The organism is Streptomyces sp. NPDC050564 (assembly GCF_044457265.1).
Classification (GTDB): Bacteria; Actinomycetota; Actinomycetes; order Streptomycetales; family Streptomycetaceae; genus Streptomyces.
Genome location: NZ_JBITGS010000002.1, coordinates 1 through 21,515, shown reverse-complemented (window position 1 = coordinate 21,515; position 21,515 = coordinate 1). Strand labels below are relative to the sequence as shown.

Genomic DNA, 21,515 nt, shown 5'->3' with positions numbered 1-21,515 from the left:
CGGGCAGGGCGGAGGGGGCGGGAAGGCGCCCGTATTCAGCGGCCCCCCGTCAGCTCTGCCGGGCGGTACGCGGTGTACGCCGCACCGTCCAGGCCCAGACCGAGGGCCGCCTTCTGGAGGGCGGCCGGTGCGGCGGCGTGGTCCCAGCGGCCGGTGGTCACGCGGTGTTCGACGGCGTGTAGGGCGGCGAGCGTCTCGGCCGTGGTGAAGGTGCAGTGGCCCTGGTGTTCGACGTAGGCCTGCCGCAGCAGTTCGGCGTCGCCGGAGGCGCGTACGCGGTCGGCGAACCGGTTCTCCTGCTCCACCGGTACGAGGTTGTCGGCCGTGGTGTGCACGTCGAGGAGGGGCACGCCGAGCCCTTGTCCGGCCGAGGACGTGCGCTGTGCGTTGCGCACCGCGGCAGGGTCGGCCGCGATGTCGGCATCGTGGGTGAGGGTCCGGAGGTCCGTGTAGAGGTCCAGGCCCGCCGTCCGGTACAGCGCGCGGACCTGCGGGGCGTGGACGGAGCGGGCGAGCAGACCCGCGTAGTCGATGCCCCGGTTCCAGGAGTTGTTGCCGCGCACGGACTGTTCCACGGCGTACCGGCCGCCCTCGACGAAGGACAGCAGACCCTGGGCGAGCCACGCGTACTGCTGCTCCTCCTGCCCCGCCCAGTCGTCGGCGGCGGGGCGGTCCTCGCCGGGTGCCCAGGCCGGGAGGTTGAGGAAGGCGGCGGCCAGGGCGACGCGGGCCCTTCCCCGGGGAGACGCCTGAGCGGCGGTGACGGCCGCGGTGAGGCGGTCGGCGGTGGCTGACGCCTCGGCGGCCGAGGTGAAGTTCACCAGCTTCAGGTCCTCGGCCGGCAGCAGCAGGCGGGCGATCGTGTACTCGGCGTCCAGCTGGTAGTTGTCCAGGTCGGTGCCTCCCGCGACCAGGCCGCACAGGCCGAGCGCGCCGTCGACACGGCCCGCGCCGTCCCGGGCGATCCGGGCATTGACCAGGCCACCCATGGACTGGCCGACGGAGAGCGTGAGTCGCGGCTTGCCGATCTCTGCCTTGACGGCGGCGAGGGTGGCGAACTGGTCGCGTTCGGCGCTCTCCAGCGCCCACATGGACCCCTTCGGGTCGTACGAGGAGCCGGCCAGCGCATAGCCCTCGGCGATCAGTCGGCTGCGGGCGGCGTCCGAGGGCGCATCCTTGGCGACAGTCGGGCCGAAGCCGTGGCTGAACAGCAGCAGCGTGCCGTTCCAGTCGGCCGGGACATCGGCGATCCACGTGGCGCCGTCGGCCAGGGTGCCGGTCAGCTGCCGGGTGACGGGTGCGTCCGCATGGGCGGCGGGGGCGGTGACGGAGAGGGCGGCTGCCGTCCCCAGAGCTGCGGTTGTACGGGCCAGGCGGTTGCGTGCGGGCATGTCCTGGGGCTCCGATCTGCGGGCTGACGGAGGAGGGCGGGAGGGGACGGGAGCGCTCGGTGCAGATGCTCAGTGCACTGAATGCTTGGGAATGTAGGGCGCTTATCCGACTGCCGTCAATGGAGTGCACAACATCAGTTGAGGAGAGGGCCAGGGAGGGAGGGGGCACCGCGGCGGGTGCGAACAAGGGATCGGGTGCGAAGAGGGATGACGTACGGCTGTGGACGCCGAGACGGCGCCTACGAGCAAACAGGGCGGCCAAGGGCCCGTCTTTCGGATCACGCCGACTTCGGATCACGCCGACTTCGGGTTACGGCGCCTTACAACTGCCGGCAAGCCCCGCGGCCCGGGCGTGATCAGAAGAGCGGGCCAGATGCCGTACGCGAAGGCGGGCCGGCCTACGCCTCCGTCGGTACCGTCTCCAGGACTCGTCGCGCCGCCTCCCGCGCGGGCGCGTCCAGGCGTGCATGCACCGCCCGGAACGTCTCCTCGGCCGGAGCCGCCGGCCAGTCGGCGGGCAGGTGCTGCACGGGCAGGCGCGGGTCGCTGCGGATGACCTGGAGCCACTCGGTGGACAGGCGCAGGCGCAGCGCGAGGGCGTCCTCCGGGGGCTTGCCGCTCGTGCCGGGGCGCTCCCGGAGCGGGCGCCAGGCGTCGTCGAACGCGCGGTAATCGTCGGCGAGTTCGGCGAGGTCCCACGTGTCGTTGATCATCTCGGCGATGTCCATGCCGATGTCGGCCCGCGCGCGGAACACCTTGACGTGCGCCGCGAGGCCGAGTTCCGCGACGATCCCGGAGACGTCGACCTCGCCTGGCGCGATCCACAGGCCGCTGAACAGCGGGCCGAAACCGGCCCAGGTGAGCTGCGAGCGCAGATCGTGCCGCTGGCGCTGCCACGACTCGGGCAGCGAGAAACCGAGCAGCGACCAGGTGCCGTCCCAGTCGCGGTTGACCGCGCCGCCCTTCCAGATCCGCTGTTCGCCGTCGCGCAGGATCGCCTCGGAGCGCTCGGTGAGGCCGAAGTAGGTGCGGCGGCCCTCGCGGCGGCGGAGCAGCAGCCCGCGGCCCACCATCCGGGTCAGCGTCGAGCGCGTCGCGTGCTCGCCGACCCCGGCCCGCGCGAACACCTCGATGACGCTCCCGGAGTACACGCACACGCCCCGGCCCAGCACCTGGTCGCCGAGGAAGGTCAGCATCAGGGACTGCGGGCGCGGGGCGTTGTCCATGGGCACGGGGGTACGGTACGACGCCGGCGCCCGCAGGGGGACTGCCGGGGATACGAGACGGGTGACCCGGCGGGGCTACTTCACGACCCGGAACCGCAGATGCGTGACCTCCGGTGACTCGATGACCTGGAAGCGCTCCAACTCCACGCGCAGGTCCGCGAGGTGGTCGAAGAGGCGGGTGCCGGCCCCGAGGAGCACCGGCACGACATGGACGGTGATCTCGTCCACGAGCCCGGCCCGCAGCGCCTGCTGGACCGGTGTCGCGCCGTGCAGCGCGACCACGTTGTGGTCGCCCGCCGCCTTCGACGCCTGGGCCACGGCCGACTCGATCCCGTCGGTGACGAAGCGGAAGACGTCGGGCGCGGCCACCGTCTCGGAAGGCGGCGGATTGTGGGTGAGGACGAACACGGGGACCTTGCCGAGGGGGCCGGTGTCGCTGCCCTCGAACGTGTCGTAGCTGCGCCGCCCCATGATCAGCGCGCCGCACCGGGCGATCGCGGACTCCAGGAAGACGCTGTCGGACTCGGCCATCGGCGGCATGAGCCACCGGAACAGGCGTTCGCCGTCGACGCCCAGTGGGTGTGCGCGGTCATTGCCCGCAGCGGTGACGAAGCCGTCGAGGGACATGGAGATGGCGGATGCGATGTAGGTCATGCCATGGAGACTCCGGCGCGGGGCGGAACTCATCGCGGCGGCCGGGCCTTCGAAAGGTCCCGGTGATGGTGTCCGGCAAGGCATCTGCCATGGCCTGCCATCGCCGCCCGTGAAGGCCTGGGCCATGGAAACGGAGGTTCCTGTCCCCTTATGAGGGATCGTTTCACCCGTACGGATTAAATGTGCTCAAGGGGGAAGAAGGGCCCACCCCTGGGCGCCTACGGTCGCACAGGTGATGAGCAGCAGTCCGGAGACCTCCACGCAGACCACCGGCGCACACCGGGCGCACGGAGACGCACGCAAGCGGGTGAGCGCGACCCGTGGCGCGCACACCCGCACCCCGGCTCAGCGCCCTCCCGCGCGCTACGAGCCCTATCTGGACGGCCTGTTCACCTACTGCCTGTCCGTGCTGTGCGACCACGAAGCGGCCACCGCCGCCCTCGGGGAGGCTCTCGCGCTGGCCGAGCGACGGAGCCCGCGCCGTCCCGAGTCCGCGGACGACCGCAGGGCCTGGCTGTACGCGCTCGCCCGCTGGTCCTGTCTGCGCAAACTCACCGAGGCCCGGCGCAGACGCCAGGCGACGCACGCCTCCGGCCGGCGCGCGACCCGCAAGAGCGAGGCCAAGGGCGCCTCAAAAGGCGCTCACAGCGGCGCCGCCGACCGGCGCGCGGCCGAGGCGCTGAGCGCCCCCGTCTCCGAGGAAACCCAGACGCAGCGCAGGCGCGAACTCGCCCTGCTGGCCTGGCCGGAGGCCGCCGGCACCACCCCCGAGCAGCGCGAGGCGCTCGAACTCGCCGTGCGTCACCAGCTCGCCGCCCACGAGGTCGCCGCCGTCCTCGGCATGGACCTCGCCCTCGCGCGCGAGCTGCTCGCCTCCGCCGCCTGCGAGGTCGAACGCACCCGCGCCGCGCTCGCCGTCGTCGAGACCGGCAGCTGCGCGAGCGTCGCCCGCCTCACCGGCGACAACCAGCTTGTCCTGAGCACCGCCCTGCGCCGCGAGCTGGTCCGGCACGTCGACGACTGCCCGCGCTGCCGCTGCATCGCCGAGCGCGCGGTCCCCGGCGCCTGGCCCGGCACCAGCGTCACGCCCGCCGCGCTCCCCGTCCTGGAAGCCCCGCGCGCCGCCCTGTATCTCGCGATGGCGCACGCCCCGCGGGCGCGGGGCAGTGCTCCGCGCTTCGACCGGCGCGGTTTCCCGATGGACCCCAAGGACCACGCCGCACGAAGGGACCGGCTCCGCGCGCGGGCCATCACGACAACCGTCGTCGCCACCGTCGTCGCCGCACCCGTCCTCGCCCTCTGGGCGGCCTACCGCGGCGCGCCCCTCACCGGCGAGGGCACCGACGGCCGCCCGGTCACCGCGAGCGAGGCGCACAGCCCCGACGGCATCAACGGCGAGGAGGCGGGCGGCTACGAGAACGCCGGCAACGCCAGCACGAAACCCGATGCCCACTTCACGAAGGGGAGCCGCTCGCCGGACGTCTCCGTGGAGGTCGTCAGCGCCCCCGGAAGCACCTCGGAACCGGGCGTCGGACACCTTTCCGTGGCGGCGGGCAGCAGCGGCGACACGACCCTCGTCACGCTGACCGCGTCCGGCAGTTCACCGGTGCACTGGGCCGCGTACAGCGGAGCCTCATGGCTCTACCTGAGCCAGTCCTCGGGAACCCTCGAACCCGGCGAATCGTTGACGATCAAGGTGTACGTAGATCATCTTCGTGAGCCGGTGGGCTCCTGGAGCGCGCGGGTGGCGATCGCACCGGCGGGCGCCGTCGTCACGATCGACGGGTACGGGAACGCCGGCCCGTCCGACCCGGGCAGCCACGACCCCGGCGGCCACGACCCCGGCCCGACCCCCAGCGATCCGACCCCCTCCGACCCCGGCCCGACCCCGAGCGACCCGACACCGACGCCCAGCGATCCGACCCCGTCCGACCCCCAGCCCACCCCCACGGGCTCGGCCCCCTCCGACCCGGGCGGTTCGACGCCACCGCCCAGCGACAGCGACAACCCGAGCCCGTCCTCGTAGCGCCGGCCGAGCGCCGAAAAATGCCGGACCGGGTAGCGCCGGCACATGGCGGACCGGGTGGCGCCGGTAAATGTGGGACCAGCAGAGGTCAGGCCACCGGATCCGCCGGATGCGGTGCCAGCAGGGGCAGCTGTGAGGCCAGCCGCTCCTCGCAGAGCTCGACCAGGCGGTCGTACCCCTCCTTGCCCATCAGCTCGATCAGCTCCGGGCGGTACGAGACGTACACCGGATCGCCCGCGCCGTGCGCGGAGGTCGCCGACGTGCACCACCAGTGCAGGTCGTGGCCCCCGGGACCCCAGCCGCGGCGGTCGTACTCGCCGATCGAGACCTGGAGCACCCGGGTGTCGTCGGGCCGGTCGATCCACTCGTACGTCCGGCGCACGGGTAGCTGCCAGCAGACGTCCGGCTTGGTCTCCAGCGGCTCGCGGCCCTCCTTCAGGGCGAGGATGTGCAGCGAGCAGCCCGCGCCGCCGGCGAAGCCTGGACGGTTCTGGAAGATGCACGAGCCCTGGTACGGGCGAGTCTGGCGGTCGCCGTCCTCGTCCTCGGAGACCCAGCCGGTCGCCACGCCCACGTCATGGTGCTGCCAGATCTCCGGCGTGAGCCTCGCCACGTGCTCGGCCACGCGCTTCTCGTCGTCCTCGTCCGAGAAGTGGGCGCCCAGCGTGCAGCAGCCGTCGTCGGCGCGGCCCGCCTGGATGCCCTGGCAGCCGCTTCCGAAGATGCAGTTCCAGCGAGAGGTCAGCCATGTCAGATCGCACCGGAAGACCTGCTCGTCATCGGCCGGATCCGGAAATTCCACCCATGCGCGAGCGAAGTCGAGTCCCTTCTCGTCGGACACGGAGGTCTTCTTCGGGGACTTCTTGGACTTGGGGGCCGTCGCCTGCGAAGAACCCTTGGCCGATTTGTCGGTCTTCGCCTTTTTCGTCTTTGGCACCCGTCCAGGGTAAGTCGCTTCAGCCCACTCCGGGGACGGTCGATCGCCGTAAGCGCAGTAGCGTTCCGTACATGAGACTCGGTGTCCTCGACGTGGGTTCGAACACGGTGCATCTGCTGGTGGTGGACGCACACCCCGGCGCACGCCCGCTGCCCGCGCATTCGCACAAGGCCGAATTGCGGCTTGCCCAACTGCTCGACGGGAGCGGGGCGATCGGCCCCGAGGGCGTCGACAAACTGATCGAGACGGTCCAAGACGGGCTGCAGGCCGCCGAGGACAAGGGCGTCGAGGCCCTGCTGCCGTTCGCGACCTCCGCCGTGCGCGAGGCCAGCAACGCCGATGACGTACTGGCCCGGGTGCAGGCCGAGACCGGCGTCGAGCTCCAGGTACTGACCGGCGCGGAGGAGGCCCGGCTCACCTTCCTGGCCGCCCGCCGCTGGTTCGGCTGGTCCGCGGGCAAGCTCCTCGTCCTCGACATCGGCGGCGGCTCCCTGGAGATCGCGTACGGCATAGACGAGGAGCCGGACGCGGCCGTGTCGCTGCCGCTCGGCGCCGGACGGCTCAGCGCGGGCTGGCTCCCCACCGATCCGGCCGACCCTGCCGATGTCAAGGCGCTGCGCCGCCATGTACGGGCGCAGATCGCCAGGACGGTCGGCGAGTTCAGCCGCTTCGGCGCCCCCGACCACGTGGTCGCCACCTCCAAGACCTTCAAGGCGCTCGCCCGCATCGCAGGTGCCGCGCGCTCCACGGACGGCCTGTACGTCCAGCGCGAGCTCAAGCGCCGCTCCCTGGAGGACTGGGTCCCCCGCCTCACCTCGATGACCGCCGAGGAGCGCGCCGAACTCCCCGGCGTCTCCCCGGGCCGCTCGGGCCAACTGCTCGCCGGCGCCCTCGTGGCCGAGGGTGCGATGGATCTCTTCGGCGTGGAGAGCGTGGAGATCTGCCCGTGGGCGCTGCGGGAGGGTGTCATCCTGCGCCGCCTGGACCACATGGCATCGGAATAGGACGGGTCGCACCCGCGCCCGCCAGGGGCGCGGGTCCCCGACATCATGCGGCTCCGCCGCGTGGGCGCGACCAGCCCCTCCAGCCCGCACTCGCCTGTGGCGAACGCCACGACGGCGAAAAGGCGCGTTGGCCGGGGGGCACCGACAACCCCCGGCCAACGCCCACCACCCCCGGCAAACCGCCGAAGGCAACCCGTACTCTGTCCCTCGTGGCAGAACCAGTGGTGCGCATCCCGGATGCGAAGGTCGCGCTGTCCACGGCGTCCGTGTACCCGGAGTCGACGGCGACGGCCTTCGAGATCGCCGCGCGCCTCGGCTACGACGGTGTCGAGGTCATGGTGTGGACCGACCCGGTCAGCCAGGACATCGAGGCACTGCGCAGACTCAGCGACTACCACCAGATCCCGATCCTCGCCGTCCACGCCCCGTGCCTGCTGATCACCCAGCGCGTCTGGTCCACCGACCCGTGGGTCAAGCTCCAGCGCGCCCGGGCGGCGGCGGAGAAGCTCGGCGCGTCCACCGTGGTCGTCCACCCCCCGTTCCGCTGGCAGCGCCAGTACGCCCGCGACTTCGTCAGCGGGATCTGGCGGATGGCGAACGAGACGGACGTACGGTTCGCCGTCGAGAACATGTATCCCTGGCGCTACCGCGACCGCGAGATGCTCGCGTACGCCCCCGACTGGGACGTGACGAAGGAGGACTACCGTCACTTCACCGTCGACCTCAGCCACACCTCGACCGCCCGCACGGACGCCCTGCACATGATCGACCGCATGGGCGACCGCCTCGGCCACGTCCACCTCGCCGACGGCAACGGCTCCAACAAGGACGAGCACCTGGTCCCGGGCCGCGGCACCCAGCCCTGCGCCGAGCTCCTGGAGCGCCTCGCGCTCTCCGGCTTCGACGGCCACGTCGTCATCGAGGTCAACACCCGCCGCGCGATGTCGAGCGCCGAACGTGAGGCCGACCTGGCGGAGGCCCTGGCGTTCACCCGGCTCCACCTCGCCTCCGCGGTGAAGGTGCCCCGCCGGTGACGGACACCGCCCCCCGCCGAGGCCGGGGACGCCCTTCCCGTACGCAGACGGAGGCGGCCCCCGCCACCCGCGACCGCATCCTGGAGGCGGCCCGTGAGGAGTTCTCCGAGCGCGGCTACGAGAAGACGTCGGTCCGTGGCATCGCCAAGGCCGCCGGCGTGGACTCCGCGCTCGTGCACCACTACTTCGGCACCAAGGAGCAGGTCTTCGAGGCGGCCATCGAGGTGGCCTTCGCCCCTGCCCTGGACGCCCCGGCCGCGGTCGAGGAGGGTCCCCTCGAAGGTGTCGGCGAGCGTCTGACCCGCTTCATCTTCGGCGTCTGGGAGAACCCGGCCACCCGTACGCCGCTGCTCGCGATCGTCCGCTCCGCCGTGAACAACGAGACCGCCGCCGCCGTCTTCCGCCGCCTGATCGCCGCCCAGCTGCTGCGCCGCATCGCCGGGCAGCTCGACCTCCCGGACGCGGAGCTTCGCGCCGAGCTGGCCGCCGCCCAGCTCGTCGGTGTCGCGATGCTGCGGTATGTGATCAAGGTGGAGCCGCTGGCCTCGGCGGACCCGGAGCGGATCATCGGGCGGGTCGCCCCGGTCGTACAGGGGCACCTGACGAACCCGTGAGCGATCGGGAGCAGCATCGGCGGACAGTTGCTTCGCCGGAGGGCCGCCGACGAGGGCGTATGCCGGGGGACGGTGGCCGCTGGTCGAGACATGCATCCCGCATTCCGGACGGCCTGTCCGGATCCTGGAGCACCGGCGTACGCTCGACACCAGCCATAACTCTCCTCATGCCTCCCCGAAGGAGCGAGCGAAGATGCCCGAGCTGAGGTCCCGCACAGTCACCCACGGCCGCAACATGGCGGGCGCACGCGCCCTTATGCGCGCCTCCGGTGTACCGGGCGCGGACATCGGACGGAAGCCGATCATCGCGGTCGCCAACTCCTTCACGGAGTTCGTGCCGGGCCACACCCACCTTCAGCCGGTCGGCCGCATCGTCAGCGAGGCGATCACGGCGGCCGGGGGCATCGCGCGTGAGTTCAACACGATCGCGGTCGACGACGGCATCGCGATGGGTCACGGCGGCATGCTGTACTCCCTCCCCTCTCGCGACCTGATCGCGGACTCGGTCGAGTACATGGTCGAGGCCCACTGTGCCGACGCCCTGATCTGCATCTCGAACTGCGACAAGATCACCCCCGGCATGCTGATGGCGGCTCTGCGCCTGAACATCCCGACGGTCTTCGTCTCCGGCGGTCCCATGGAGTCCGGCCGAGCCACCCTGGTCGACGGCACGGTCCGCACCCTCGACCTGGTCGACGCGATCTCCGACGCCGTGAACGACAAGATCTCGGACGAGGACATCCTCCGTATCGAGGAGAACGCCTGTCCGACCTGCGGCTCCTGCTCCGGCATGTTCACCGCCAACTCGATGAACTGCCTGACCGAGGCGATCGGCCTGTCCCTCCCCGGCAACGGCTCGGTGCTCGCCACGCACACGGCCCGCAAGGGTCTGTACGAGGACGCGGCCCGCACGGTCGTCGACATCACCCGCCGCTACTACGACCAGGACGACGAGTCGGTCCTGCCCCGCAACATCGCCACGCACGCGGCGTTCGAGAACGCCATGGCCCTCGACATCGCCATGGGCGGCTCCACCAACACGATCCTGCACCTGCTGGCCGCCGCCCAGGAGGCGGGCGTCCCCTTCGGTCTGGACGAGATCAACGAGGTCTCGCGCCGGGTGCCGTGCCTCGCCAAGGTCGCCCCGAACGTCGCGAAGAACCGCACGTACTACATGGAGGACGTGCACCGCGCGGGCGGCATCCCGGCCCTGCTGGGCGAGCTGCACCGGGCCGGCCTGCTCAACGAGGACGTCCACTCGGTCCACAGCCCGTCCCTCTCGGACTGGCTGAAGACGTGGGACGTGCGCGCGGGCTCCCCGTCCCCCGAGGCGATCGAGCTGTGGCACGCCGCCCCCGGCTGCGTCCGCTCCGCCGAGGCCTTCTCCCAGTCCGAGCGCTGGGAGGCCCTCGACGAGGACGCCGAGAACGGCTGCATCCGCTCCGCCGAGTACGCGTACTCCAAGGACGGGGGCCTGGCGGTTCTCAAGGGCAACCTGGCGGTCGACGGCTGCGTCGTGAAGACGGCCGGCGTCGACGAGTCGATCTGGACCTTCGAGGGACCGGCGGTCGTCTGCGAGTCGCAGGAAGAAGCCGTCGAGAAGATCCTCAACAAGCAGGTCACGGACGGCGACGTCGTGGTCATCCGCTACGAGGGTCCAAAGGGCGGCCCGGGTATGCAGGAGATGCTCTACCCGACGTCCTTCCTCAAGGGCCGCGGTCTCGGCAAGACCTGCGCGCTGATCACCGACGGCCGATTCTCCGGCGGCACGTCCGGCCTGTCCATCGGCCACGCCTCCCCCGAGGCGGCCTCCGGTGGCACCATCGCCCTGGTCCAGGACGGCGACCGCATCCGCATCGACATCCCCAACCGGTCGATCGAGCTGCTCGTGTCGGACGCGGACCTGGCCGCCCGCCGGGACGCCCTCAACGGCGTCTACGCCCCGGCCAACCGCGAGCGCAAGGTCTCGGCCGCGCTGCGCGCGTACGCCGCGATGGCCACGAGCGCGGACAAGGGCGCGGTGCGGGACGTCTCGAAGCTGGGCTGACGCCTTTGGATCGGGGGCCGCTCTTTCGGGAGCGGCCCCTTTCCGTTGTTCCGCTTCACCAGGCCGAGGGGTCGCGGGCGTCCACTGCGAAGAGAGAGCCGTCGGGGGCGGTTGAGTAGATCTTGTTGTTGGCGGTGACAGGGGCGGGGAGGTTGTTGACCAGCGAGCCCCGTTGGTCACCCAGGCGGGCCTTCGTCTGGCCGAGCAGGGTGCCATGGGTGGTGTCGATGGCGAGGAGCCGTCCGTCCACGGCGGTCAGGTAGAGGCGGTGTCCGGCCACGACGGGGGCCGAGGCCCAGCTGACGGATGTCTCCACCCGCCAGAGCTGGGCCGACGTCTTGGTGTTCACGGCCACCAGCGCACCGCCATCGGCCAGCAGATACGCCGTGTCCCCCTGTACGACGGCTTGCGCCCCGGGCAACGGATAGCGCAGCGCGACGCGGCTGACCTTGCGGTCGGCGACGTCGTATCGCACGACAGCGTTCGTGTAGGTGTCGGTTGCCGTCGAGGTGAACCAGACCACTCCGTCATGAGCGCCGACGGGGCTCAGCGTCCCCTCCAGGGTCCGCTGCCAGCGCATGGCACCGGTCTCCGGGTCCACGGCGGCCACCCGGGTCTCGTTCCCGGCCAATGTCACCGCGTAGGCGACTGCGTCCTCGTAGGAGGAGAAGCTCGGCAACGACTGCCCCGGGATGGTGTGTTGCCACTTCTTTTTGCCGGTTGTCGCGTCCAGTGCGGTGACCTTGGAATCGGGGCCGGTGAGCAGGATGACACCGCCGGCGTAGGCGATGCGGCCGTCGTAGCGAGCGACGTTGTGGCTCCAACGGGTCGCTCCCGTGGCGGGATCCAGCGCCGTCAGCCGCTCTCCGCCCCGGCTGATGACGTGCAGGAGCCCGCCGGAGAGCACCGGCGGCTGTGTGACGTCGGTGGGCTGCCACCCCGGGTCGCCCTGTGACCACAGCACCTTGCCGCCGCTCGGATCGACCGCTGCGGCCAGCACGCCGGGCCGGATGCAGTACAACTCGTGGGGCGTGTAGGTGCACTGCGGCTGGCCACCGGCCTTGACTCCGCGAGCAGTCAGCTCGACATTCCAGGGCTGGAAGCTGCTCTGTGTCCGCGATCCGGCGTGTTTCTCCGGAGCCGGAGCGTCCGACACGCTGAGGGAGGCGAAGGAGCCGGCGGCGGCGGCGAGCAAGGCCGTGACGATGGCAGCGGGAAGCCGCCACCGCCGACCGGATGCCCTCTTCGCAGCGGAATGCGTGCGGTCTTCCTTCTGATCCGTGTTCTCGCGCCTCGGCTCAGGAGCAATCCCCTTCCCAGGCCGTGCCGACTCCCCGTTCCAGGTGCGCTGTTCGGGTATGAATGCCTGGGTGTCGTACGAGGCGGAAACCGACCGCAGAGCCGTCATCAGCTCGTCCGGCGTGGGCCGGTCCTCGGGCTCCTTGGCGAGACAGCGGGAGACGAGGTCGACCAAATCCTCCGGTACGCCTGTCAAGTCCGGCTCGTCGTGAACGACTTGATACGCGACGAGATACGGACTGTCGGAGTCGAAGGGCCCGCTCCCGGTGGCCGCGTGCACGATCACCGAGCCCAGAGCGAAGACGTCGGCGGCCGGACCGACCTGTCGTGGCCTGCGGAATTGTTCGGGAGCCATGAACGGCGGAGTCCCGATCAACTTGCCTGTCTCCGTGCGCAATTCACTGTCGGAGGGCCGCGAGATACCGAAGTCGATGACTTTCGGCCCGTCATCGGCCAGCAGGACGTTGCTGGGTTTGAGATCTCGATGTACGACCCCGGCCCGGTGAATGTCCCGCAGGGCCTCGGCGAGGCCCGCCATGAGATGGCGCAGCCGTGCGGGCGGCAGCGCGCCATTCCGCTTGACATGCTCGGCAAGGGTCGGCCCGGGGATGAACAGGGTTGCCATCCACGGATGGTCGGCCTCGGGATCGGCGTCCACGACGGGCGCGGTGAAGGCGCCGCTCACCCGCCGCGCGGCTGCGACTTCCTGTCTGAACCGCCCCCGGAACTCGGGGTCTTGGGCAAAATCGGCGTGCACGACTTTGACGGCGAGCCGCAACCCGGAGGCGGACCGCGCCAGATGCACGATGCCCATGCCACCGGAGCCGAGTTCCGCCTCCAGCAGGTACTGCCCGGCGTAGCGCGGATGTTCCGCTTCCGGGTCCGTACCGGTGCTGCGCTGTGGCGGCATCACTCACCCCCGTGTGGTCCGTCCGCATGCGCGACGCGCAGAGCCTAGTCGATGCTTCGTGCGAAACCTCGGCGGCTTGCTAGCCTCAGCGCTCAGCACGATTTTGGCGTGAATCATTCAACGGGGGAGGCCAGGATGGCCACGGAAGACATAGAGATCACAGGCGCGGGGGAGACAGCCGCAGCGGAGTCGCTGAGCGCGGAGACGACGCTCACGTACCCGATCGCACCGGGCTACAGCGTCAACGTCCGCAGCGGCCCGGGCACGCACTACCGGGTCGTCCGTACTCTGCCGGCAGGCTCGAGCATCCCGATCCGCTGCCAGTGCCCGGGAGAGTCCGTCAGCGGTCCGTACGGTACGTCGAACATCTGGGACAACATCGCCAACGCGCAGTTCGTGGCGGACGCGTACGTGAAGACGGGCAGCGACGGCTACGTAGCCCCGCACTGTTCCTGATTCACGGTGGTCAGGGACCCCGCAGCGCGCACCGGAGCAATAATCGTCGAGTGAGCGACGAGACCGAGACCGGAACCGGTACCCCCGCGGGGCCCCAGCCCGAACCCCTGCGTTTCTTCGGGACGACCTGGGCGGAGCACGACGGCGGCTACAGGGGCCGCCGCATCGGCGTCGCCGTGGGCTCCCTGGCGGCCGCGGTGGCTGCCTGCTTCGTCCTCCGCTTCGCCTACCAGGGCCTGGCGATCGCGGATGTGGGCAAGCCCGTGACCGTCCTCGTCGTGGTCATGTTCGCGGTCTGCAGCGCCCTCGCGTTCCGGCACACCTGGGACGCGTTCGGCAAGCGCCCCGACCCCGACCGCCAGGCCTCCCTGCGCGGCCTCCTGGCCATCGGCTTCATCGGCTCCCTCCTCGCCTACTTCTTCCGCTCCCTCACCGAGGCCCCGGGCGAGAAACTCCACCGCGAGGAGTACGAGACGGCACGGGAGCAGTACGAGCGCCGCACCAAGCGCCGCACCGGCAACCCGTCGCGCAAGCGAGGCGGCCGCTCCTAGTGCCGCGGGGGGGGGGGGCGGGGGGGGGGGCGCGCCCCCCCGCCCCCCGGCCCGGCGCGCCCCCCCGCCCCCAGCCCCGCGCCCGCGGCACCCCCCCCCGCCACGGGCGGGGCCCCCGCCTCGGGCGGCGACACCCCGGGTGCCCCCGGGGGGGCCACCGTGGGCGCCCGCGGCACTCGCCGGCAATAACCGGCTCGGCGCTCGAGGACGAGCGCATCCGTGCGGACAGCGGGGGTCCGGGGTCGCAACCCCTGGCTACGGGAAGGGCAGGGGCGGAGGGGGCGAAAACCTGCTATCCGCGCCCCCAACCCACCGGCCACCATGACGGTATGACGACGCCGCCTCTCCAGCCCCCCACCGCCACCCGAGCCCACTCCTTCAACGCCGCCGCAGCCCAATACGCCGCAAACCGCCCCTCCTACCCGCCCGCACTCTTCGACGCGATCGAAACCCTCGCGGCCCGCCCCCTCGCCGGCGCGCGGGTCATCGACGTAGGCGCGGGCACCGGCATCGCGACCGCCCTCCTGCACGCAAGGGGCGCGGACGTCCTCGCCGTCGAACCCGGCGACGGCATGACCGCCGAATTCCACCGCACCCTCCCCCACATCCCGATCGTCCGAGGCAATGGCAACGCCCTCCCCCTCGCCAGCGCCTCCGCCGACTTCCTCACCTACGCCCAGTCCTGGCACTGGACCGACACGGCCCACTCCGTGCCGGAGGCCCTGCGGGTCCTGCGCCCGGGCGGCGCCCTCGCACTCTGGTGGAACACCGAAGCCCTGGACGTCCCGTGGATCGCCGAGGCCGCCGAGCGCGCCGAGCGCTATCTCGGCATCGACCAGGTGAGGGAAAAGAGCGGCAGCGGCGCAAGGGCCGCGTCCACCCTCGTCGCCGACCCGAGCGGCCGATTCGCCTTCGACCGCCGCCAGGTGCGCTGGAGCCGCCGCGTCCCCCTGGACACGCACCTCGCCAACATCGGCAGCCACTCGGCGTTCCTGGTCCTCGGCGAGGAACGCACCGCGGAGTTCTTCGCCGAGGAGAGGGGGCACCTCCTCCAGACCTTCCCGGACGGAATCGTGGAGGAGACCTACTTCGTGGACCTGCTGGTGGCGACCTGTTCGTGATCCCGCCCGGCGGCCCATCCCTCCAGGGCCGCCGCACAGGCCTGGTCCACATGGCGCAACCCGCCCAACTCCAACAGTACGTCCCGGTCGTGGGGCAACGCCTCCAAGGCGTCCAGCAGCTTGGGCAACCGCAGGAAGGTCGCATTGCCCACCACCCGTACGACCATTCCCGAGGCCCCCTGGTCCTCGGTCTCGATGTGCACATGGCTGATGTCCCACGCCGTCTTGGCCACGGCGAGCGCGAGCCCGACCAGCACGCCCTCGAACAGGTTCCCGGCCACGATCGCCACCGCCGTCACGGTGAGCACCACGAGTTCCCCCCGATGCGCCCGCCACAACGGTCCCAACTCCCGCACCGGCACCAGCTTGCAGCCCGCGTGCACGAGCAGCCCCGCCAGCGCCGCCACCGGAATCCATCCGAGGACGCCGGGCACCACGGCCGTGAAGACCAGCAGCCACACCCCGTGCAGCACACGCGACACCTTCGTCCGCGCCCCGGCCTGCACATTCGCCGCGCTCCGCACGATCACTGCGGTCATCGGCAGCGCCCCGAGCACCCCGCACACGGCGTTCCCCGCGCCCTGAGCGATCAACTCCCGGTCGTAGTCGGTCCGCGGCCCCCGGTGCAGCCGGTCCACGGCCGTCGCGCTGAACAACGACTCGGCCGACGCGATCAGCGCGAACGCCAGCACCGTCCCGATCACGCCCACTTCCGTGAGCCGCCCCAGATCCCCGGGTGACGGCAGCCGTACGGCATCGAGCAGTCCGCGCACCTCGACCCGCCGCACGGACAGGTCGCACACCCCGGTCACGGCCGACGCGAGCACCACCGCCAGCAGTGGCGCGGGCACCACACGCGCCCCCCGCCGCCAACGCGGCCACAGCAGGAGTACGACGACGGTGGCGCCGCCGATCGCCAGCGCCATCGGGTCGGCGGCGCCGGGCAACGACACCAGCCCGGCGATCTTCCCGAGACCGCTCGTGGGCGCGGCCGCGTCGCCCATCGCGTATACCTGACCGGCGATCAGTACGAGCCCGATCCCGGCGAGCATCCCTTGCACCACGGCCACGGACACGGCCCGGAACCACCGCCCGAGCCGCAGCGCCCCGAGCCCGAGCTGCACCAGCCCGGCCGCAAGCACCAGCACCCCCAGCGCCCGCACGCCGTACGACTGCACCGCCTCGTACACGAGCACGGTCAGCCCGGCCGCGGGCCCGCTGACCTGCAGGCTGCTGCCGGGCAGTATTCCGGCGACCAGCCCGCCGACGATCCCGGTCACCAGCCCCAACTCGGCGGGCACACCGGAGGCAAGGGCGACCCCCACGCACAGGGGCAGCGCGACGAGAAACACGACGAGGGACGCGAACAGATCCGCTTTACGCATGACAACGGCACCTCCGATGGGGAGCGGGAGATGCGTGGGTGCCGAACCGGGGGAGGGCACGGCGGACGTACGACGCGACGCACAGACCCGACACGGGCGTTTGTCCGCGCACTGAAATCCATTGTCGGTAACGGAAGTTGATCGCGCAGCCCTTCCGTGTAACCGCCGCGTGAAGACGGGAGTGCGCCATCCCGCTACGCGCCGGAGCGCCCCCTTCCGATCACGCCGACGCGCGCCTGCGCTGCCCGATGCGACGGGGCTTGACCAGCCCGCCCCTCAGGAGGAATATTCATCACGTGATGATTATAAACGAGCGCCCACCCGACTCCGCAGGTTCACCCGACCCCGCGCAGTCGCCCGCCGTCCGCGCCGAAGGCCTCACCGTCGTACGCGGCACCCGCACCGTCCTGCGCGGCCTCGAATTCGCCGTACCGCGCGGCCAGATCACCGGCCTCCTCGGCCCCTCCGGCTGCGGCAAATCGACCCTGATGCGCTCGACGGTCGGCACCCAGGCCAAAGTCGCCGGCACCCTCGAGGTCCTCGGTCACCCCGCCGGTCACCCGACCCTCCGCTCCCGCATCGGCTACGTCACCCAAGCCCCCTCCGTCTACGACGACCTGACCGTCCGCCAGAACCTCGACTACTTCGCCGCGATCCTCGAGCCGGGCCGCGCCGCCGCCGAACGCCGCCACGTCGACGTCACCCAGGCCATCGCCGACGTCGACCTCACCTCCCACGCCGACTCCCTGGCCGGCAACCTCTCCGGCGGCCAGCGCAGCCGCGTCTCCCTCGCGGTAGCCCTGCTCGGCACTCCGGAACTCCTGGTCCTCGACGAACCCACCGTCGGCCTCGACCCGGTCCTGCGCCGCGACCTGTGGAACCTCTTCCACGCCATCGCCACGGAGCGGCAGGCGACTCTCCTGATCTCCTCCCACGTCATGGACGAGGCCGAGCGCTGCCACCGCCTCCTCCTGATGCGCGAGGGCGAGATCCTCGCCGACGGCACCCCCGACGCCCTGCGCGACCGCACCGGCTCCGACACCGTCGAAGCCGCCTTCCTCCACCTGGTCGACGAGGCGATCGCGGCGGGCAACCAGCCCGCGACGGGCAACGCGGCCGACACCGGTTCAACGTCCGGTGAGCACCCCCGCAAGGAGACCGTCCGATGATCACCACCGCACTCACGAGCGTCAGCACAGGCAGGCCGGCGACCCCGACGCCACGCCCGAGCGCCCTCAACCTCTCCCGCACCACCGCCACGGCGACGCGCGTGCTGCGCCAACTCCGCCACGACCCGCGCACCATCGCGCTGATGATCCTCATCCCGTGCGTGATGCTCGTCCTGCTCCGCTATGTGTTCGACGGCAGCCCGCGCACCTTCGACTCCATCGGCGCCTCCCTCCTCGGGATCTTCCCGCTGATCACGATGTTCCTGGTGACCTCGATCGCCACCCTCCGCGAGCGCACCTCGGGCACCCTCGAGCGCCTCCTCGCCATGCCCCTCGGCAAGGGCGACCTGATCGCCGGCTACGCCTTGGCCTTCGGCGCCCTGGCCATCGTTCAGTCGGCCCTGGCCACCGGCCTGGCGGTCTGGTTCCTGGGCCTGGACGTGGTCGGCTCCCCCTGGCTGCTCCTGCTCGTCGCCCTGCTCGACGCGCTCCTCGGCACCGCCCTCGGCCTCTTCGTCTCGGCCTTTGCCGCTTCCGAATTCCAGGCGGTCCAGTTCATGCCGGCCGTGATCTTCCCCCAACTCCTCCTCTGCGGCCTCTTCACCCCCCGCTCCAACATGCACCCCGCCCTCGAAGCCATCTCCGACGTTCTCCCCATGTCCTACGCGGTCGACGGAATGAACGAAGTCCTCAAACACACCGACATGACAGCCAACTTCGTCCGCGACGCAGTGATCGTGGCGGGCTGCGCCCTACTCGTACTGACCTTGGGCGCAGCAACACTGAGGCGCCGAACGGCATGACGCAGCCGACGCCCGCAGCCATGGCTGCGGGCCGTCGTGCCGCACGGGCGGCACCCGTCCCACAGAAAGCAGCACCCCCTCGGCACCGGTCAGCGCACCCACCCCGAGCCCAGCCCCGGCCTCGGGCAATCGGACAACCGGTGTCCCGCCCAACGGACAGCCCCACCCGACCGGCACTCCCGGTGCGAGGATGGACACCGGACGACGCACCCCTCGGAGGGCACCCGCACCATGACCCAGAAAGTCGCAGTCCTAGGCACCGGCAAGATCGGCGAAGCGCTGCTCAGCGGAATGATCCGAGCAGGCTGGGCCCCCACCGACCTCCTGGTCACCGCCCGCCGCCCCGAGCGAGCCAAGGAACTCCAGGAGCGCTACGGAGTCACCCCGGTCACCAACCCGGAGGCAGCGAAAACCGCCGACACCCTGATCCTCACGGTCAAGCCGCAGGACATGGGCACCCTCCTCGACGAACTCGTCCCGCACATCCCTGCCGACCGCCTGGTCATCAGCGGCGCGGCAGGCATCCCCACCTCCTTCTTCGAGGAGCGCCTGGCCACAGGCACCCCAGTCGTCCGTGTCATGACGAACACGCCCGCTCTTGTCGACGAGGCCATGTCGGTCATCTCCCCCGGCAGCCACGCCACCGCCGAGCACCTCGCGTACGCCGAGGAGATCTTCGGCGCCGTCGGCAAAACGCTCCGAGTCCCCGAGTCCCAGCAGGATGCGTGCACCGCCCTGTCCGGCTCGGGACCGGCGTACTTCTTCTACTTGGTCGAGGCCATGACGGACGCGGGCATCCTGCTCGGCCTGCCCCGCGACAAGGCGCACGACCTCATCGTCCAGTCCGCGATCGGCGCCGCCGTGATGCTCCGCGACAGCGGGGAGCACCCCGTGAAGCTCCGCGAGAACGTCACGTCCCCCGCGGGCACCACGATCAACGCGATCCGCGAACTGGAGAACCACGGCGTGCGTGCCGCGCTCATCGCCGCGCTGGAGGCGGCCCGTGACCGCAGCCGCCAGCTCGCCTCCGGCAACAACAGCTGACCCGTACCGACGCTGGGGGTGCGCTGCCCCCGGCGCCGGGGCCGAACCTCGCTGCTACGGCCCCCGGCACGGCAGGCTGCGCCCACCCTCCCCCCAGCTCTCAACTTCGTTCGAGCAGGAGGGACCCCCACTGCCCTGCGAGGCGATGGCCCACAGCGGGAACAGCGCTACTCCGTCGCCGGCAACAAGCCGATTGCCCTGTACGCCGCGTCCACCCTTGGCCTGGCCATCTCTCTGGCCTTTTCCGCACCGTCTCGCAACACCCCCTCCACGTACGCAGGATCCGCGCACAACTGCTTGTGCCTTTCCTGTACGGGCCTGAGGAGCTCGACCACGGCCTCTGCGGTGTCCTTCTTCAAAGCGCCGTACGACTCATATACACCGCTCAAGGCTTCGGGGTTCCCACCCTCGCAGGCCGCGAGAATCTCCAGCAGATTCGAGACCCCGGGCCGCCCCTCCGGGTCGTACTCGACATCCCGCCCGCTGTCCGTCATGGCCCGCATGATCTTCTTCCGCACGACATCCGGCTCGTCGAGCAGATAGACGACCCCGGGTCCGACGTCGTCGCTCTTACCCATCTTCGACGTCGGCTCCTGCAGATTCATGACGCGCGCGGCCACCTCCGGACGCGTGGCCCGAGGCACTACGAACGTGTGCCCATAACGCTGGTTGAACCGCACCGCCAGATCCCGGGCCAGCTCGACATGCTGCGTCTGATCGTCACCGACCGGCACCTCATCGGTCCCGTACGCCAGGATGTCCGCCGCCATCAGCACCGGATAGGTCAGCAGCGACAGCCGCACGCTCCCGCCCCGACCCCGCTCGCGCGCGGCCTTCTCCTTGTACTGGATCATCCGACGCATCTCCCCGTCGGTCGCGACGCACTCCAGCAGATACGAAAGCCGCGCGTGCTCATCCACATGACTCTGTACGTACACGGTGCACAGCTGCGGATCGAGCCCCGACGCAAGCAGCAGCGTCGACGCCTGCCTACTGAGCCTGCGCACCCGCCCCGGATCGTGGTCCACGGTCAGCGCGTGCAGGTCGACGATGCAGAACAGGGCGTCGGCCCGGTGCTGGTCGACGTCGGCCCACCGGCGCACGGCCCCCAGGTAGTTCCCCAGCGTCAGATGCCCGGTCGGCTTGACCCCACTGAAGATCCGCGTCATCTCTCCACCTCCTGGTCGAGGCCGCCGCGCCCGCCGGCCGGCTCTCCAGGAGGGAGACACAAAAACGGCCGCCGGGGCGGCGGCCGTTGAGTACATACGTGAGTACGGCCGCCGTCAGGCGGCCCACCACTGCTGGGTGCACGTATGCGTAGTCATGGGCACGAGGCTACGCCTCCGGGACGGCTCCCGGAGTGAAGTTGACACACCCCTGCCCGCTACGTAATGTTCTCCGAGCTGTCCGACGTGAGCGTCGACTCCGGTCGGTCCCCGGACAGCCATTCCGCAACAAGCACTCAACGAACGACGATCCGTCGTCGGCTCGTTTTCATGCGTGTTTGCGAAATGAGGAATCCGCGTTCGAAAGAACGCCACCCCGATTAGCTCGGGAGGCAGGAATCCGCTAAAGTCTCACTCGTCGGAACGGCCCAACAGCCGCGAAGACAAGCCCGCTGACTGGGAGTCAGGCCCGAAAGGATCTGATAGAGTCGGAACCGCCGGAAAGGGAAACGCGAAAGCGGAAACCTGGAAAGCACCGAGGAAATCGGATCGGAAAAAGATCTGATAGAGTCGGAAACGCAAGACCGAAGGGAAGCGCCCGGAGGAAAGCCTGAGAGAGTCTCTCGGGTGAGTACAAAGGAAGCGTCCGTTCCTTGAGAACTCAACAGCGTGCCAAAA

The 21,515-nt window shown here is 70.8% G+C and carries 18 protein-coding genes; 11 read left to right on the top strand and 7 right to left on the bottom strand.

Annotated elements, in window-relative coordinates:
- Positions 1 to 35 precede the first annotated feature (35 nt).
- The 3 genes from ACIBK0_RS03610 to ACIBK0_RS03600 all read right to left on the bottom strand — a co-directional run bounded on the left by ACIBK0_RS03610 (position 36) and on the right by ACIBK0_RS03600 (position 3,271).
- The gene (locus tag ACIBK0_RS03610) at positions 36 to 1,391 is read right to left on the bottom strand and encodes an alpha/beta hydrolase (protein WP_399075183.1); all 1,356 of its coding nucleotides are present in this window, start codon (positions 1,389 to 1,391) and stop codon (positions 36 to 38) included.
- A 398-nt stretch (positions 1,392 to 1,789) separates the two neighbouring features.
- Entirely contained in the window at positions 1,790 to 2,617 is an 828-nt protein-coding gene (locus ACIBK0_RS03605; RefSeq protein ID WP_399076023.1) for a PaaX family transcriptional regulator C-terminal domain-containing protein, read from the bottom strand.
- A gap of 75 nt (positions 2,618 to 2,692) precedes the next feature.
- Positions 2,693 to 3,271: a dihydrofolate reductase family protein gene (locus tag ACIBK0_RS03600; RefSeq protein WP_399075181.1), complete on the bottom strand. Its 579-nt coding sequence runs from the start codon at positions 3,269 to 3,271 to the stop codon at positions 2,693 to 2,695.
- 235 nt (positions 3,272 to 3,506) lie between these two features.
- On the opposite strand from ACIBK0_RS03600, the gene ACIBK0_RS03595 reads away from it, so the two are divergent.
- Positions 3,507 to 5,297, top strand: a complete 1,791-nt coding sequence (locus ACIBK0_RS03595; RefSeq protein WP_399075179.1) for a hypothetical protein — start codon at positions 3,507 to 3,509, stop codon at positions 5,295 to 5,297.
- Positions 5,298 to 5,385: 88 nt separating this feature from the next.
- On the opposite strand, the gene ACIBK0_RS03590 is transcribed toward ACIBK0_RS03595, so the two are convergent.
- The gene (locus ACIBK0_RS03590; protein WP_399075177.1) at positions 5,386 to 6,234 is read right to left on the bottom strand and encodes a hypothetical protein; all 849 of its coding nucleotides are present in this window, start codon (positions 6,232 to 6,234) and stop codon (positions 5,386 to 5,388) included.
- 71 nt (positions 6,235 to 6,305) lie between these two features.
- Between ACIBK0_RS03590 and ACIBK0_RS03585 the strand changes: the two genes are divergently transcribed.
- The 4 genes from ACIBK0_RS03585 (at position 6,306) to ilvD (ending at position 10,933) form a co-directional block, all read left to right on the top strand.
- On the top strand, positions 6,306 to 7,238 hold the full coding sequence (locus tag ACIBK0_RS03585) for a Ppx/GppA family phosphatase (RefSeq protein ID WP_399075175.1): 933 nt from the start codon (positions 6,306 to 6,308) through the stop codon (positions 7,236 to 7,238).
- A 209-nt stretch (positions 7,239 to 7,447) separates the two neighbouring features.
- Positions 7,448 to 8,272, top strand: coding sequence for a sugar phosphate isomerase/epimerase family protein (locus ACIBK0_RS03580; RefSeq protein ID WP_399075173.1), 825 nt, complete (start codon positions 7,448 to 7,450; stop codon positions 8,270 to 8,272).
- Complete coding sequence (locus ACIBK0_RS03575; RefSeq protein ID WP_399075171.1) at positions 8,269 to 8,886, top strand: TetR family transcriptional regulator; 618 nt, start codon at positions 8,269 to 8,271, stop codon at positions 8,884 to 8,886. The genes ACIBK0_RS03580 and ACIBK0_RS03575 overlap by 4 nt, the downstream gene beginning before the upstream one ends.
- Positions 8,887 to 9,079: 193 nt before the next feature.
- Positions 9,080 to 10,933 (top strand): dihydroxy-acid dehydratase, encoded by a 1,854-nt coding sequence (gene ilvD, locus ACIBK0_RS03570; protein WP_399075169.1) that lies wholly within the window; start codon positions 9,080 to 9,082, stop codon positions 10,931 to 10,933.
- Between the two features lie 55 nt (positions 10,934 to 10,988).
- On the opposite strand, the gene ACIBK0_RS03565 is transcribed toward ilvD, so the two are convergent.
- A complete protein-coding gene (locus tag ACIBK0_RS03565; protein WP_399075168.1) occupies positions 10,989 to 13,142 on the bottom strand; it encodes a PQQ-binding-like beta-propeller repeat protein in 2,154 nt (717 codons plus the stop codon).
- 135 nt (positions 13,143 to 13,277) lie between these two features.
- On the opposite strand from ACIBK0_RS03565, the gene ACIBK0_RS03560 reads away from it, so the two are divergent.
- The 3 genes from ACIBK0_RS03560 (at position 13,278) to ACIBK0_RS03550 (ending at position 15,270) form a co-directional block, all read left to right on the top strand.
- On the top strand, positions 13,278 to 13,598 hold the full coding sequence (locus ACIBK0_RS03560; RefSeq protein WP_399075166.1) for a peptidase: 321 nt from the start codon (positions 13,278 to 13,280) through the stop codon (positions 13,596 to 13,598).
- 50 nt (positions 13,599 to 13,648) lie between these two features.
- On the top strand, positions 13,649 to 14,149 hold the full coding sequence (locus tag ACIBK0_RS03555) for an EamA/RhaT family transporter (RefSeq protein ID WP_399075164.1): 501 nt from the start codon (positions 13,649 to 13,651) through the stop codon (positions 14,147 to 14,149).
- A gap of 329 nt (positions 14,150 to 14,478) precedes the next feature.
- Positions 14,479 to 15,270: a class I SAM-dependent methyltransferase gene (locus tag ACIBK0_RS03550; protein ID WP_399075162.1), complete on the top strand. Its 792-nt coding sequence runs from the start codon at positions 14,479 to 14,481 to the stop codon at positions 15,268 to 15,270.
- Here the strand turns inward: ACIBK0_RS03550 and ACIBK0_RS03545 are convergent.
- Entirely contained in the window at positions 15,234 to 16,655 is a 1,422-nt protein-coding gene (locus ACIBK0_RS03545) for a SulP family inorganic anion transporter (RefSeq protein WP_399075160.1), read from the bottom strand. The genes ACIBK0_RS03550 and ACIBK0_RS03545 overlap by 37 nt on opposite strands.
- A gap of 299 nt (positions 16,656 to 16,954) precedes the next feature.
- Here ACIBK0_RS03545 and ACIBK0_RS03540 point away from each other — a divergent pair, with 299 nt between their 5' ends.
- The 3 genes from ACIBK0_RS03540 to proC all read left to right on the top strand — a co-directional run bounded on the left by ACIBK0_RS03540 (position 16,955) and on the right by proC (position 19,671).
- A complete protein-coding gene (locus ACIBK0_RS03540) occupies positions 16,955 to 17,824 on the top strand; it encodes an ABC transporter ATP-binding protein (RefSeq protein WP_399075158.1) in 870 nt (289 codons plus the stop codon).
- Positions 17,821 to 18,627 (top strand): ABC transporter permease, encoded by an 807-nt coding sequence (locus tag ACIBK0_RS03535; protein WP_399075156.1) that lies wholly within the window; start codon positions 17,821 to 17,823, stop codon positions 18,625 to 18,627. Before ACIBK0_RS03540 ends, ACIBK0_RS03535 begins: the two co-directional genes overlap by 4 nt.
- 231 nt (positions 18,628 to 18,858) lie before the next feature.
- Positions 18,859 to 19,671, top strand: a complete 813-nt coding sequence (gene proC / locus ACIBK0_RS03530; protein WP_399075154.1) for a pyrroline-5-carboxylate reductase — start codon at positions 18,859 to 18,861, stop codon at positions 19,669 to 19,671.
- Positions 19,672 to 19,838: 167 nt separating this feature from the next.
- Here proC and trpS read toward each other — a convergent pair whose 3' ends face one another.
- Positions 19,839 to 20,840 carry a tryptophan--tRNA ligase gene (gene trpS, locus ACIBK0_RS03525; protein ID WP_399075152.1) on the bottom strand — a complete coding sequence of 334 codons (1,002 nt, stop codon included), beginning with the start codon at positions 20,838 to 20,840 and terminating at the stop codon, positions 19,839 to 19,841.
- Between the last annotated feature and the right edge of the window lie 675 nt (positions 20,841 to 21,515).